11 protein-coding genes are annotated in these 13,974 nt (G+C 69.2%); 6 read left to right on the top strand and 5 right to left on the bottom strand.

Translation table 11 applies throughout. The features are described 5' to 3' along the window. Window positions 1-19: 19 nt before the first annotated feature. Entirely contained in the window at window positions 20-1,573 is a 1,554-nt protein-coding gene (locus KDW55_RS06215; protein WP_209822423.1) for a sigma-70 family RNA polymerase sigma factor, read from the bottom strand. Window positions 1,574-1,882: 309 nt separating this feature from the next. Between KDW55_RS06215 and KDW55_RS06210 the strand changes: the two genes are divergently transcribed. Beyond that, window positions 1,883-2,317 carry a hypothetical protein gene (locus KDW55_RS06210; protein ID WP_040139611.1) on the top strand — a complete coding sequence of 145 codons (435 nt, stop codon included), beginning with the start codon at window positions 1,883-1,885 and terminating at the stop codon, window positions 2,315-2,317. Window positions 2,318-2,350: 33 nt separating this feature from the next. Next, window positions 2,351-3,142: an SH3 domain-containing protein gene (locus KDW55_RS06205; RefSeq protein WP_059546676.1), complete on the top strand. Its 792-nt coding sequence runs from the start codon at window positions 2,351-2,353 to the stop codon at window positions 3,140-3,142. A 91-nt stretch (window positions 3,143-3,233) separates the two neighbouring features. Here the strand turns inward: KDW55_RS06205 and ilvD are convergent, their stop codons facing one another. From ilvD to KDW55_RS06185, 4 genes are all read right to left on the bottom strand, one after another. Continuing rightward, window positions 3,234-5,093 (bottom strand): dihydroxy-acid dehydratase, encoded by a 1,860-nt coding sequence (gene ilvD, locus KDW55_RS06200; protein WP_040139613.1) that lies wholly within the window; start codon window positions 5,091-5,093, stop codon window positions 3,234-3,236. 280 nt (window positions 5,094-5,373) lie between these two features. Beyond that, the gene (locus KDW55_RS06195) at window positions 5,374-6,396 is read right to left on the bottom strand and encodes an Ldh family oxidoreductase (RefSeq protein ID WP_040139614.1); all 1,023 of its coding nucleotides are present in this window, start codon (window positions 6,394-6,396) and stop codon (window positions 5,374-5,376) included. Further along, a complete protein-coding gene (locus tag KDW55_RS06190; RefSeq protein ID WP_040139615.1) occupies window positions 6,389-7,981 on the bottom strand; it encodes an aldehyde dehydrogenase (NADP(+)) in 1,593 nt (530 codons plus the stop codon). The genes KDW55_RS06195 and KDW55_RS06190 overlap by 8 nt, the downstream gene beginning before the upstream one ends. Window positions 7,982-8,051: 70 nt before the next feature. Next, window positions 8,052-9,677 carry an APC family permease gene (locus tag KDW55_RS06185; RefSeq protein ID WP_040139616.1) on the bottom strand — a complete coding sequence of 542 codons (1,626 nt, stop codon included), beginning with the start codon at window positions 9,675-9,677 and terminating at the stop codon, window positions 8,052-8,054. Window positions 9,678-10,274: 597 nt separating this feature from the next. Here KDW55_RS06185 and KDW55_RS06180 point away from each other — a divergent pair. The 4 genes from KDW55_RS06180 to KDW55_RS06165 all read left to right on the top strand — a co-directional run bounded on the left by KDW55_RS06180 (window position 10,275) and on the right by KDW55_RS06165 (window position 13,972). Beyond that, the gene (locus KDW55_RS06180; RefSeq protein ID WP_059547400.1) at window positions 10,275-11,207 is read left to right on the top strand and encodes a 4-hydroxyproline epimerase; all 933 of its coding nucleotides are present in this window, start codon (window positions 10,275-10,277) and stop codon (window positions 11,205-11,207) included. Continuing rightward, entirely contained in the window at window positions 11,204-12,331 is a 1,128-nt protein-coding gene (locus tag KDW55_RS06175; RefSeq protein ID WP_209822428.1) for an FAD-dependent oxidoreductase, read from the top strand. Before KDW55_RS06180 ends, KDW55_RS06175 begins: the two co-directional genes overlap by 4 nt. Window positions 12,332-12,392: 61 nt before the next feature. Then, window positions 12,393-12,626, top strand: coding sequence for a 2Fe-2S iron-sulfur cluster-binding protein (locus KDW55_RS06170; RefSeq protein WP_040139619.1), 234 nt, complete (start codon window positions 12,393-12,395; stop codon window positions 12,624-12,626). Further along, complete coding sequence (locus KDW55_RS06165) at window positions 12,623-13,972, top strand: FAD/NAD(P)-binding oxidoreductase (RefSeq protein ID WP_212159979.1); 1,350 nt, start codon at window positions 12,623-12,625, stop codon at window positions 13,970-13,972. Before KDW55_RS06170 ends, KDW55_RS06165 begins: the two co-directional genes overlap by 4 nt. The last annotated feature ends 2 nt before the right edge of the window (window positions 13,973-13,974 follow it).

Genomic DNA, 13,974 nt, shown 5'->3' with positions numbered 1-13,974 from the left:
GTGTATAAGAGACAGCAGCTCACGCGTCGAGGAACGACTGCGCGCCCTCGGCTTCGGCGACCGTGCGCAGCGTCGCCAGCGCGCGCTTCTCGATCTGCCGCACGCGCTCGCGCGACATTCCGGCATCCTGCGCGATCGCGTCGTAGGTGTCGGGCTCCGCGCCGCCGAGGCCGAAGCGCCGGCGCAACACGTCGGCCTCGGCCGGCGTGACCGTGCGCAGCAGCGACGTCACGCACTCGCGCATGCGCGTATCCGCGAGGCGGTCGAACGGGCTGGCCGACGCGTCGTCCTCGATCAGGTCGACGAGGCCGGTGTCCGCGTCGGGCAGCGGCGTGTCGAGCGACAGCGGTTCGGCCGGCAGCGCGAGCACTGCACGCAGCTTGTCTTCGGCGAGGCCCGTTTCGGCCGCAAGCTCGGCTGGCGTCGCGCGCCGGCCGGTGCGTTGCCGGAAGCGCAGCGCATGCCGCTGCACGCGCTGATACTGGTCGCCGACATGCACCGGCACGCGAATCGTGCGCGAACGGTCTGCGACCGCGCGCGCGACCGACTGCCGAATCCACCACGTCGCGTAGGTGGAGAACTTGAAGCCGCGCCGGTATTCGAACTTCTCGATCGCGCGCATCAGTCCGAGACAGCCGTCCTGCACGAGGTCGGGCAGGTCGACGCCGCGGTTCAGATACTTGCGCGCGATCGACAGCACGAGCCGCAGGTTCGCTTCCAGCATCGCGCGCGTGCCGTCGCGCACCTTTTGCTGACCGTCGCTGAGCGCGGCGCCCAGCGCGCGGCGCGCGACCGCGTCGAAGCACGCGGCGTCGGGATCGATGGCGGCGTCCATGGACGCAGACGCGAGCGTGCGCACGACGCGGCTCGCGTCGTCGGCGGCCGATGCAACCCAGGGGAGCGATCCCAGCAGCGCGGCGAGCCGGTTGCGCGCGTCGCGGTATTCGTCGGTGCGGCAGCCGTGCGCGTGCAATGCGCGGCGTACGGCTGCGACCGCGGCCTGGAGCGCATCGTCGCGCGCGGGGGCCGGCAGCGTGTCGTTTTCCTCGTCGTCGAATGCGTCGCGTTCATCTCCAGCCGCGCCGGTTGCGCCCGTGGCGCCGCGGCGTGCGAGCAGCGTCTCGGCCGCGGCCGGATATCCGGCGAGCGCATGCAGGATCTGATGACGGCCCGTTTCGATTTCGCGCGCGAGCACGATTTCGTCCTCGCGCTTGAGCAGCGGCACCGCGTGGATGCGCCGCATGTACAGCGCGAGCGGATCGGTCGATGCGCTCGCGCCGCGCGTGAGATCGCCGAGCAGCGCACGGCCTTCGTCGAGCGTGTCGCGATCGACGTCGACGGGCGCCGCGCCCGCGAACGGCGCCGGCGCGGCCGGTTCGTCGAGCACCGCGATGCCGATGTCCGCGAGCGCGGCGCGCACGACCTCCAGCGCGTCGGGGCTGTCGCTTTCCGGCGGCAGCGCGTCGACGAGGTCGGCGTGCGTCAGATAGCCCTGTTCGCCGGCGAGCGCCAGCAACTGGATGATCGGATCGAGGGGCGTGTCCGCCCGAAGCGTGGGGCGTGGCGTAGTCATGTCGATGGCGGCGTGAGCCGCATTCCTGTCTGGGCGGGCCGAAGCCCGCAGGTTTCAGGCCGCCGGGGGCCGCGAACACCCGTCCGCGCCGGTCAGTCTGACTCGATATTCAACGTGAGGGCAGTTGCGCCAACTTCAATGTCGGCGCGGCAGACGCCGAAGCACGCGACATGCCTGCACGGCCTGCCAGCTTCATGTCAACGCGGAAACAAAAAGTAACCGATCAAATCCGCGGAAATATGCAGCGGACGTAAGCTAGAGTCAGCGGCGCGCGATGCAGCGCCGCCCCATGTTCCTGCGGAGCACGAAATGAACGCGATTTCCGGCACGCGAGCCCCCATGATGGTGCTGGCGACGCTTGCGCTGAGCGGCTGCTATTACACGAGCCCCTACGGCTATGCACCGTATTACGCACCCGTGCCTGCCACGGTCTCGCAGCGCGAGATGCCGGCGGCGCCGGCCGGCCCGGCTGCGGCCGCGTCGTCGCCGGCTGCCGCGCCCGCCGCGCCGCCTTCGGCCGACGATTATGCGTACGCGCCCGCGCCCGTTTATGCCGCGCCGGTTTACGTGCCTTACCCGGCCTACTACCCGGCATACTACCCCGGATGGTACGGGCCGCCCGTCACGATCGGGCTCGGCTTCTGGGGGCATTGGGGCGGCGGGTATCGTGGCGGGTACTGGCACCGTCCGTGGGGTGGCGGCCACTGGGGTGGCGGCCACGCGGGCGGCGGCCACCGACATTGACCGGCGCGCGGCCGCGCCGCGCGGGAGAGCACCATGAGCAATACCATCATCCGAAGTCTGTGCGTCGTGCTGTTCGGCATGGCCGCGTTGCCTGGCGTCGCCGACGCGCAGCGCAGCGCTTATACGAACTCGGCGGCCGACCTGTATGCGGGGCCCGCGCCCGACTATCCGGTCGTTGCGGAAATTCCACCGGGCACCGCGCTCGACGTGTTCGGCTGCCTGAGCGACTACTCGTGGTGCGACGTTGCGCTGCCGGGTGTGCGCGGCTGGATCGACGCGGAGCAACTCGACTATCCGTACCAGGGCAGCTACGTGCCGCTGCTCGAATACGGCGCGATCGTCGGCGTGCCGGTGACCGGGTTCGCGATCGGCGCGTACTGGGACCGCTACTACCGCAACCGGCCGTGGTTCCACGATCGCGACCGCTGGGAGCGGCGCGCGGAGCCGCGCATCGGCCCGGGCGGCATGCCGCCCGCATACGGACATCCGCAACCTGGCGGCCAGGTACCGCGCACGCCGGGCGGGGCGCCGCCTGCGCAGCATGACGCGCGGCCGTCGGCCACGCGCGGCGGATGGAACGGCCCGAACCGCATGCCGGCCCCGCAAGCCGCACCTGCCGCGCCGGCTCCCGCGCCGACGCCCGGAGCGGGCGGCAATGTACGGGCGCCGGCGGCGGTCGCGCATCCCGCGCCCCCACAGGGCGCCGCGCCGCGGATGGCGCCGCCGCAGGGCAATCCTGGCGGCGGTTACGGTGGCAGGTCGCAAGGGGGCGGCAACAACGATGGCGGCCGTGGCGGCGTCCGCAGCGACGACTACCGCCGTTGACTGACGGCGCCGGTGCCGGACGAAAAAAAACCGCTCCGGAGAGCGGCTTCTGGAGTGGGCGCGGGCCGTTCGTGCGGCCCGCCGCCCGGCGTCAGTCGTCGAGCAGCGACAGGTCGCGCACGGCGCCCTTGTCGGCCGACATCACCAGCTTCGCATATGCCTTCAGCGCGGCTGACACCTTGCGCGGACGCGGTTGCGCCGGCTTCCAGCCCTTCGCGTTCTGCTCTTCGCGGCGGCGCGCGAGTTCCTCGTCCGACACCAGCACGTTGATCGTGCGGTTCGGGATGTCGATGCGGATCTTGTCGCCGTCACGCACGAGGCCGATCGCGCCGCCCGCCGCCGCTTCCGGCGAGCAGTGGCCGATCGACAGCCCCGACGTGCCGCCCGAGAAGCGGCCGTCCGTCAGCAGCGCGCATGCCTTGCCGAGGCCCTTCGACTTGATGTAGCTCGTCGGATACAGCATTTCCTGCATGCCGGGGCCACCCTTCGGGCCTTCGTAGCGCACGATCACCACGTCGCCGGCCTTGACCTTGTCGTTCAGGATGTTTTCGACCGCTTCGTCCTGCGACTCGGTCACGTGCGCGGAGCCTTCGAACACGAGGATGCTTTCATCGACGCCGGCCGTCTTCACGACGCAGCCGTCCAGCGCGATGTTGCCCGTCAGCACCGCGAGGCCGCCTTCCTTCGAGAATGCGTGCTCGTACGAGCGGATGCAGCCTTCGGCGCGATCGAGATCGAGGCTCGGCCAGCGCGTATTCTGGCTGAACGCGACCTGCGTCGGGATTCCGGCCGGGCCGGCCAGATAGAACGTGCGGACCGCTTCGTCTTCAGTGCGCACGATGTCCCACTGGTCGAGCGCATCCTTCAGCGTCGGCGCGTGCACGGTCGGCACGTCGGTGTGCAGCTTGCCGGCGCGGTCGAGCTCGCCGAGGATCGCCATGATGCCGCCTGCGCGGTGCACGTCCTCGATGTGGTACTTGTTCGTGTTCGGCGCGACCTTGCACAGCTGCGGCACGCTGCGCGACAGGCGATCGATGTCCTTCATCGTGAAGTCGATGCCGGCTTCCTGAGCGATCGCGAGCAGGTGCAGGATCGTGTTGGTCGAACCGCCCATCGCGATGTCGAGCGTCATCGCGTTCTCGAACGCCTTGAAACCGACCGAGCGCGGCAGCACGCGCATGTCGTCCTGCTCGTAGTACTGGCGCGTGAGTTCGACGATGCGGCGGCCGGCGCGCTTGAACAGTTGCTCGCGATCGGCATGCGTCGCGACGACCGTGCCGTTACCGGGCAGCGACAGGCCGAGCGCTTCGGTCAGGCAGTTCATCGAGTTCGCGGTGAACATGCCCGAGCACGAACCGCAGGTCGGGCATGCGGAGCGTTCGACTTCGGCGACGTCCGCATCCGAATACGACTGGTCGGCTGCGATTACCATCGCGTCGACGAGATCGAGCTTCTTCAGTTCGATGGCCTTGGTGACCGGGTTTGCGAGGCGCGTCTTGCCGGCTTCCATCGGGCCGCCCGATACGAAGATCACCGGAATGTTCAGGCGCATCGCGGCCATCAGCATCCCCGGCGTGATCTTGTCGCAGTTCGAGATGCACACCATCGCATCCGCGCAGTGCGCGTTCACCATGTACTCGACCGAGTCGGCGATGATGTCGCGGCTCGGCAGCGAATACAGCATGCCGTCGTGACCCATCGCGATGCCGTCGTCGACGGCGATCGTATTGAATTCCTTCGCGACGCCGCCCGCGGCTTCGATCTCGCGCGCGACGAGCTGGCCGAGATCCTTCAGGTGCACGTGCCCGGGCACGAACTGCGTGAACGAGTTGACGACCGCGATGATCGGCTTCGAAAAATCGTCGTCTTTCATGCCGGTGGCGCGCCACAGCGAGCGCGCACCTGCCATGTTGCGGCCGGCGGTGGAGGTTTTGGAACGGTATGTGGGCATTGTGATAGCTGAAGAAATATCGCGGAAAAGGGTGGAGGCACGGGAATAAAGGCCTCTCGCGCGCCCGTGCGAACAACCTCTTGAGCTGCGCCCTGGGCAAACCCGTCGATTATCCCACAGCCGCCGGGCGGGCGGCGGGCGCGGCGGGGGCGAGCGCCGCCGGTCGCGCGCCGGCGAAGCGCTCAAATGCCGAAGCCTGGGCCGACGCTGAGCCCGAGGCCAAGCCCGAGCCCGAGCCCGAGGCCAAACCCGAGGCCAAACCGCGCCGCTCGTTCGCGCGTCAGTCGAGCAGCGCCAGGATTTCGTCGTACAACGGCTTCGGAATGCGCACGCCGTTCGCGATGCTGCGCGCGCGCGCATCGAAGCGTCGCTGCGACGGCAGCCGTGCCCCTTGCCCGGTGATCGACGCGAACATCCGCTCGCCGCGCGCGAGGCCGGCGTCGAGTTCGTCGCCGAGGAACACCTTCGGGTCGAACGCGATCACGAGTTCGCCGTGGCACGGCGTCGCGCCGACGCCTTCGTCGAAGTCCATCGACTCCTGGCTCGTCATGTCGCCGATCAGCGCGCCGCCCAGGAGCTCGACCATCGCCGCGAGCGCCGATCCCTTGTGTCCGCCAAAGGTGCGCATCGCGCCCTGCAATGCCGCTTTCGGATCGGTGGTCGGGTGGCCGTCTGCGTCGATCGCCCAGTGCGGCGGGATCGGTTTGCCCAGTTTCGCGTGCAGTTCGATGTCGCCGCGCGCGATCGCGCTCGTCGCGAAGTCGAACACGAACGGCACGTCGCCCGGGCGTGGCCACGCGAACGCGATCGGGTTGGTGCCGAACACCGGTTCGCGCCCGCCTTCCGGCGCGACCCAGCTGTGGCTCGGGTTCATCGCGATACCGGCGAGCCCCTCGGCAGCGATCGCTTCGACTTCCGGCCACAGCGCCGAGAAGTGATAGCAATGGTTGATCGTCATCGCGGCGATGCCGTGCTGCTTCGCCATCTCGACGAGCACCGGCAGGCCGGTTTCGAAGCTCAGCAGCGAGAAGCCGCGATGCGCGTCGACCGCGACGATCGACGACGACAGCCTGCGCAGCGTCGGCACGGCCTGCGGGTCGACCTTGCCCTTCTTCAGCGAACGAACGCACACGAGCAGCCGGTAAACCCCGTGCGAATGACATTCGTCGCGCTGACCCTGCGTGATCACGCGCGCGATCGCCCGCGCGTGCGCATCCGACATCCCGTGGTGGGTCAGCACCCGCAGCGCGAGTGCATCGACCTCATCGAGCGACAGCGCGACTTCGGCGAGCGGCTCAGACATCGCGCGTTTCCCGCGGCGCCGGCACGCCGTCGATGCGTTGCGGCACGTTCAGCGGGTTGCCGTTGCGGATCGCTTCCGGCAGCAGCGCATCGGGCACGTCCTGGTACGACACCGGGCGCAGGAAACGCTCGATCGCCCGCGCACCGACCGACGTCGTGCGCGTGTCCGACGTGGCCGGGAACGGGCCACCGTGCACCATCGCGTGACCGACCTCGACACCGGTGCCGAAGCCGTTGACGAGAATCCGGCCGGCCTTGCGCTCGAGCGTCGGGCGCAGCGCGGCGAACAGCGCCGCGTCGCCATCGGCGAGATGCGCGGCGATCGTCAACTGGCCTTCGAGCGATTTCAGCACGCGATGCAGCGTGTCGGCATCCGGGCAGCGCACGATCAGCGACGCCGGGCCGAACACTTCGTCGCGCAGTTCGGGGTGCGCGACGAACGCATCGGCCGACGTCGCGAACAGGGCCGCGCGCGCCTGATAGCGGCCGCCTTCGACGCCTTCGGCGAGCAGTTCGACCGCGTCGTGTGCGCGCAGCGTTGCCACGCCTTGCGCATAACTCGCATGAATGTGCGGCGTGAGCATCGTTTGCGCGGCGGTTGCTCGCACGGCGGCGGCCGCCGCGGTTTCGAACGCGCGCAGCGCGGGGCCGTCGACGGCCAGTACGAGGCCAGGGTTCGTGCAGAACTGGCCGGCGCCGAGCGACAGCGACGCGACGAACTGCGGCGCGATCGTGTCGTGGCGCGCGTCGAGCGCGGCCGGGAACAGCAGCACAGGGTTGATCGAGCTCATTTCGGCATAGACGGGAATCGGCTCGTGGCGCGCGGCCGCGATGTTCATCAGCGCGACGCCGCCACGGCGCGAGCCGGTGAAGCCGACCGCCTTGATGCGCGGATCCGCGACGAGCGCCTGGCCGATGTCGCGCGACGTGTCGAACAGCAGCGAGAACACGCCGGCCGGCAGCCCGCATTCGCGCACGGCCTGCTGGATCGCGCGGCCGACGAGCTCGGAAGTGCCGGGATGCGCGGAATGCGCCTTGACGATCACCGGGCAGCCGGCCGCGAGTGCCGACGCGGTGTCGCCGCCGGCAACCGAGAACGCGAGCGGGAAGTTCGACGCGCCGAACACGGCGACCGGACCGATCGCGACGTTGCGCAAGCGCAGGTCGACGCGCGGCAGCGGCTTGCGGTCCGGGCGGGCCGGATCGATGCGTGCGTCGACGTAGCCGCCGTCGCGCACGAGCGACGCGAACAGCGCGAGCTGGCCGACCGTGCGGCCGCGTTCGCCTTCGATGCGCGCGCGCGGCAGGCCCGTTTCGGTCACGCAGCGCTCGATCAGGTCGTCGCCGAGCGCCAGGATGTTGCGGCCGATCGCGTCGAGAAACGCCGCGCGTTGCTCGGGGCTCGTCTCGCGATACGTGTCGAAGGCTTCGTCGGCGAGCGCGCAGGCTGTCTCCAGGTCGTGCATGCTCGCGCCGCCGAACGCGGGCTCAAGCGGCTCGCCGGTCGCGGCGGCGATCGCGTGCAGGGTGCCGTTCTGGCCGGTAATGGCCGACTGGCCGATCAGGAGCTGACCTGTGAGTTGCATGGTTTTCCTCGAAAAATGCGGGGCCGGGCGTCGTACGCCCGGCCGGGGTGAAATGGGGAAAGCGGGGGCGTCAGCCTTCGTCGTCTTCGAGCTGCAGCTTGTCCGAACGGATGCCGGTGTTGGCGCCCCAGTAGTAGATCGCGAGCGCGACGGCCGCGACGACGACCGTGTCGTACGGATGCGCGAGCTGGCCGGTCCCGCCGAAGCCGCCGAAGTAGGACAGCACGATCATCGCCGCGTAGAACGCGATCAGCCACGCGGACGAACGCACTTGTTCGGCGAGGCTCAGATGCGCGGTCGGCACCCAGCGGCGGCATGCGAGATAGATCACGAACATCGCGATCTGCAAGCCGAGGAGCCAAGACACCGTGCTCCAGCCCGACCAGTAGACGATCAGCGCGGCGATCACGAACGACGCGGGGCCGGTGATGCCGAACGCGACCGCGCGGAACGGCCGCGGCAGGTCGGGCGCGGTGCGGCGCAGCGCGGCGACCGACACGGGCGCGACCGCATAGCTCAACACGAGCGCCGCCGACACGATGTTGATCAGCGCTTCCCACGACGGGAACGGCATCGTCCAGAAGATCGCGAGGCCGAACGTGAGCCACAGGCCCGCGCGCGGGATGCCCGACGCTTCGTCGACGCGCGTGAACACCTTGAAGAACGTGCCCGTTTTCGCCCAGCCGTAGACGACGCGCGGCGTCGCGTTCATGTAGATGTTGCCGCAGCCGCTCGGCGAGATCATCGCGTCGGCCACGACCATCACAGCGAGCCAGCCGACACCGAGCGCGAGCGCGATGTCGCGGTACGGGAGCGAGAACGCCTTGCTGACGTCGTGCCAGCCGGCGGCCAGCATGTCGGTTGGAATGCTGCCGAGGAACGCGAGCTGCAGCAGCACGTAGATCAGCGTGGACAGCAGGATCGACAGGATCAGCGCGATCGGGATGGTGCGCTGCGGATTGCGCACTTCGCTCGCGACCGACACGATCGGTGTGAGGCCGAGATACGCGAAGATGATGCCCCCGGCCGATACGGCCATCTCGATGCCCGGCATGCCGAATGGCGCGAAGCCGTGCACGGTCAGGTTCGCCGGCTTGAAGAACGTGAACAGCACCGCGATCACGGCCAGCGGCACGATGAACTTGAAGATGCTGATGATGTTGTTCGCCTTCGCGAACGTCTTCACGCTCGAATAGTTCAGGTAAAAGAAGAAGCACAGCAGCGCGGCCTGCACGAGCCAGCCGATCGCCGTCGGGTCGCTCGATCCGGTTTTGGTCAGCCCCGGAAACCATGCGGCCGCGTATTGCCGCGCAGCCACCACTTCGATCGCGATCAGGCTCGAAAACGCGATCAGCGTGATAAAGCCCATCAGGTAGCCGAGCAGCGGGCCGTGCGAGAACACCGGGTAGCGCACCACGCCGCCCGCGCGCGGCAGCGCGGCGCCGAGTTCGCAGTAGACGATGCCGAGCAGCAGCACCGCGAAGCCGCCGAGCAGCCACGAGAAGATGCCGGCAGGGCCGGCGATCGTCGATACGTGACTCGCGGCGAACAGCCAGCCCGAACCGAAGATCGCACCGAGGCCGATGAACGTGAGATCGGTCAGCGACAGTTGTTTCTTGAATGTGCCGTGCCCGCCGTCGGCGGACACGGAACGGGAAAGCGGGACGGACGGGTGGGTGTTGCCTTGACCTGGCATGGGCTTGTCTCCTGGGAAATATCGGGCAGGCGGTATGCGCCGCGCTCCGACGGAGCAGCGGCGCAACACCTGCCGGCCGGCGTGCGGCCGGTTCGGGCGACCGGGCGGCCCGGAGCCCGTTCAAGCACGGCGTATCTGGCGCCGCGTCGAAGGGGCCGTGCGGGCCAAGCCGACCGGAAGTGACGATGCAACGGGGGGAAGCCGCCGCACCGCCGAGGGGAAATCGGTCAGCGGTTCACCGGCTTCGATTCTGCGTGGTGCGCGACGTTGAAAACGCCGGAAGCGCCCGGTACGAACCGGTTGCTGGCGGCGCGGAGAGCTCCGCTTCGCGGGATGCGTTTCGGTTCACTGCAATCTCCTGCTACGTGTCGGCCGACGACATGCGCGTCGACGTGCAACCAGTATCGCCGTGCAAACACGTATCACGCTTGAGCCGTATCGCAGAGCAAAATGACGAAATCGGCATAGTCGCCGGAAGGGTTCCGAAAGGCGCTCCGCACTATGCCGATTTCGTCGCCGCCTTCATCGAAAAGCCACAAGCGGACCGATGCGCGACGGAGGAAGCTATGCTCCTTTCCCCACTTCGGACGGCTCATGATGAAGCGCATTCAGATCATCGATTCGCACACCGGCGGCGAACCCACGCGGCTCGTCGTGTCCGGTTTCCCGTCGCTCGGCAACGGCACGATGGCCGAGCGTCGCGACGTGCTCGCGCGCGAGCACGATCGCTATCGCACCGCGTGCATCCTCGAGCCGCGCGGCAGCGATGTGCTGGTCGGCGCGCTGCTGTGCGAACCCGTATCGCCGGAAGCGGCGGCCGGCGTGATTTTCTTCAACAACAGCGGCTATCTCGGGATGTGCGGGCACGGTACGATCGGCGTCGTGCGCACGCTGCATCACATGGGCCGCATCGCGCCGGGCGTGCACCGGATCGAAACCCCGGTCGGCACCGTCGAGGCGACGCTGCACGACGACCTGTCGGTGAGCGTGCGCAACGTGCTCGCGTATCGCCATGCGAAGGATGTCGAAATCGACGTGCCGGGTTATGGCCGCGTGACAGGCGACATCGCGTGGGGCGGCAACTGGTTCTTCCTGATCAGCGATCACGGCCAGCGCGTGGCGGGCGACAACGTCGCCGCGCTGACCGCCTATTCGTCCGCGGTGCGCGCCGGCCTCGAACGCGCGGGGATCACCGGCGCGAACGGCGGCGAAATCGACCATATCGAACTGTTTGCGGACGATCCCGAGTGCGACAGCCGCAGCTTCGTGCTGTGTCCCGGCCACGCGTACGACCGCTCGCCGTGCGGCACGGGCACGAGTGCAAAGCTCGCGTGCCTCGCGGCCGACGGCAAGCTCGAGCCGGGCGTCGTATGGCGTCAGGCGAGCGTGATCGGCAGCGTGTTCCACGCAAGCTACGTTCATGCCGACGGCGGCATCGTGCCGACGATCCGCGGCAGCGCGCACTTGAGCGCGGAAGCGACGCTGCTGATCGAGGAAGACGACCCGTTCGGCTGGGGCATCGTGTCGTGAGCGAAACCTGCACCGACGTCGTCGTGATCGGCGCCGGCATCGTGGGCGCCGCGTGTGCGCATGAACTCGCGCAACGCGGGCTGCGCGTGCTCGTCGTCGACGACGCGAGCGGCGGCGCGACCGGCGCCGGCATGGGGCATCTCGTCGCGATGGACGACAACGCGGCCGAGCTCGCGCTGAGTCATTACTCGATCGGACTGTGGCGCGCGCTCGCCGGCGAGATGCCCGAAGGCTGCGCATACCGCAACTGCGGCACGCTGTGGCTCGCGGCCGATTCCCACGAGATGGACCTCGCGCGTGCGAAGCAGGCGACGCTCGCCGCCCACGGCGTCGCGGGCGAGCTGATCGATGCGGCGACGCTTGCGCAGCTCGAGCCGATGCTGCGTGCCGGCCTCGGCGGCGCGCTGAGGATTCCCGGCGACGCAATTCTTTATGCGCCCGTCGCCGCGAGCTGGCTGCTGCAGCGTGCGCCGGGCATCACGTTGCGCCGCGAGCGCGCGGTGGCGATCGACGGCCCCAACGTGACGCTTGCGCGCGGCGACACGCTGCGCGCGGAGCGCGTCGTCGTCGCGAACGGCGTTGCCGCACGCGCGTTGTTGCCCGAATTGCCGCTGCGCCCGAAGAAGGGGCATCTGCTGATTACCGACCGCTATCCAGGACAGGTATCGCACCAGCTCGTCGAGCTCGGCTATGCGGCGAGCGCGCATGCGAGCGACGGCACGTCGGTCGCGTTCAACGTGCAACCGCGGCCGACGGGCCAGCTGCTGATCGGCTCGTCGCGCCAGTTCGACACCGAGGACGCACGCGTCGAGCCGCCGGTGCTCGCACGCATGCTGCGCCGCGCGGCCGGCTATCTCCCTGATCTGGCCGACCTGAACGCAATCCGCTCGTGGACGGGATTTCGTTCCGCGAGCCCCGACGGCTTGCCGCTGCTCGGCGAACATCCGGCCCGGCCGGGCGTGTGGCTCGCGGTCGGGCATGAAGGGCTCGGCGTGACGACCGCGCCGGGCAGTGCGCGGCTCGTTGCCGCGCTGATGACGGGCGAGCGGCCGCCCATCGACATCGAACCGTATTTGCCGGGACGTTTCCTGGCGACGTCCACCGTAGCCGGAGCGCTGACATGAAACAACCCCTACGCTCACTCCGTTCGCTGCCCTCCGCGGGTGCGGCCACGCGGAGGATGACATGATCATTCATCTGGACGGTCGTGCGCTGACGGTGGCCGATGGGGCGACCGTCGCGGCGGCCATCGCCGCCAGCGGCGACGACACGACGCGTGTGTCATGTACCGGAGCGGCGCGCGCGCCGTTTTGCGGTATGGGCGTTTGCCAGGAATGCAGGATGACGATAGATGGCCGCCGCCGTTTGGCTTGCCAGACGCTGTGCCGCGACGGGATGCAGGTGGAGCGGACGCGATGAGCACGGCGAAACAGGAACGACTGAGCGTCGACGTCGCGATCGTCGGCGCGGGTCCGGCCGGGCTGTCGGCCGCGCGGGCAGCCGCGCGAAGCGGCGCCACGATCGCGATCGTCGACGACAATCCGCGCGCGGGCGGCCAGATCTGGCGCCAGGCGGCCAACGCGACGCCGGCGCCCGCCGCGGCGGAACGCGTTGCGGTGCTGCGGCAGCCGAACGTCACGCATCTCGCGGGCACGCGAATCGTCGCGGAAACGCAGCCGGGCACGCTGCTGCTCGAGGACGACGAACGCGGATTTTTGCTCGAATTCCGCACGCTGATCGTCTGCTGCGGCGCGCGCGAGCTGCTGCTGCCATTCCCGGGCTGGACGCTTCCTGGCGTGACGGGCGCGGGCGGCCTTCAGGCGCTGATCAAGTATGGCCTCGACGTACGCGGGCAGCGCACGGTGATCGCGGGGAGCGGGCCGTTGCTGCTCGCGAGCGCGGCGACGGCCAGACAGGCCGGTGCGCAGGTGTCGCACGTGCTCGAACAGGCAACGTACGGCGATGTCGCCGCTTTCGGCGCGGCGCTGTGGCGCTGGCCGTCGAAGCTGACGCAGGCCGCGAAGCTCGTCACGGCCGCGTACCGGCCGAACGCATACGTCGTCGAAGCGTTCGGCGACAAACGGCTCGAACACGTGCGGATCCGGCAGGGCGAGCGCGAGTTCGATGTCGACTGCGACCGGCTTGCGTGCGGCTTCGGCCTCGTGCCGAACACCATACTGCCTAGCCATCTCGGCTGCCGGATCGAGAACGGTGCGGTCGTGGTCGATGCGCACCAGCGTACGAGCCGCGACGGCTGTTTCGCGGCGGGCGAGTGCACGGGTGTCGGCGGCAGCGAACTCGCGATGGTCGAAGGCGAGATCGCCGGCTGCGCGGCAACGGGGCAGACGCAATCCCTCGCTGCGCTGATTGCGCGGCGCGCGCACTGGCACGCGTTCGCGGATGCGGTGCGCGAGCGCTTCGCGATTCGCGAGCCGATCCGCCGGCTTGCGCGACCGGATACGCTGCTGTGCCGGTGCGAGGATGTGCGTTTCGACGCGGTCGCAGACGCGGTCGCAGACGCGGTCGCAGAGGCGGTCACAGAGGCGGTCACAGAGGCGGTCACAGACGCGCCCATGCCCGCGCCCGATTGGACGGCCGCGAAACTGCAGACGCGGTGCGGGATGGGTGCATGCCAAGGCCGCGTGTGCGGCGCGGCCGCGCAGGTGCTGTTTGGCTGGACGCTGCCGGCGCCACGCACGCCGCTCGTGCCGGCACGAGTGGGCACGATGATGCTGGACGGTACCGCGTGTGGCGACCGCGTTTGATG

Origin of the sequence: Burkholderia sp. AU19243 (genome assembly GCF_018148075.1) — a bacterium.
Taxonomy (GTDB): Bacteria; Pseudomonadota; Gammaproteobacteria; order Burkholderiales; family Burkholderiaceae; genus Burkholderia; species Burkholderia latens_A.
The sequence above is the reverse complement of the archived record's forward strand: the minus strand, read 5'-3'. Positions and strand labels throughout refer to the sequence as shown.

Excerpts from the sequence above, each read along its gene's own strand:
- KDW55_RS06170 (WP_040139619.1), top strand. The coding sequence starts at position 12,393 with ATGATCATTCATCTGGACGGTCGTGCGCTGACGGTGGCCGATGGGGCG.
- KDW55_RS06190 (WP_040139615.1), bottom strand. The coding sequence starts at position 7,981 with ATGCAACTCACAGGTCAGCTCCTGATCGGCCAGTCGGCCATTACCGGC.
- KDW55_RS06205 (WP_059546676.1), top strand. The coding sequence starts at position 2,351 with ATGAGCAATACCATCATCCGAAGTCTGTGCGTCGTGCTGTTCGGCATG.
- KDW55_RS06180 (WP_059547400.1), top strand. The coding sequence starts at position 10,275 with ATGAAGCGCATTCAGATCATCGATTCGCACACCGGCGGCGAACCCACG.
- KDW55_RS06165 (WP_212159979.1), top strand. The coding sequence starts at position 12,623 with ATGAGCACGGCGAAACAGGAACGACTGAGCGTCGACGTCGCGATCGTC.
- KDW55_RS06195 (WP_040139614.1), bottom strand. The coding sequence starts at position 6,396 with ATGTCTGAGCCGCTCGCCGAAGTCGCGCTGTCGCTCGATGAGGTCGAT.
- KDW55_RS06185 (WP_040139616.1), bottom strand. The coding sequence starts at position 9,677 with ATGCCAGGTCAAGGCAACACCCACCCGTCCGTCCCGCTTTCCCGTTCC.
- KDW55_RS06215 (WP_209822423.1), bottom strand. The coding sequence starts at position 1,573 with ATGACTACGCCACGCCCCACGCTTCGGGCGGACACGCCCCTCGATCCG.
- KDW55_RS06210 (WP_040139611.1), top strand. The coding sequence starts at position 1,883 with ATGAACGCGATTTCCGGCACGCGAGCCCCCATGATGGTGCTGGCGACG.
- ilvD (WP_040139613.1), bottom strand. The coding sequence starts at position 5,093 with ATGCCCACATACCGTTCCAAAACCTCCACCGCCGGCCGCAACATGGCA.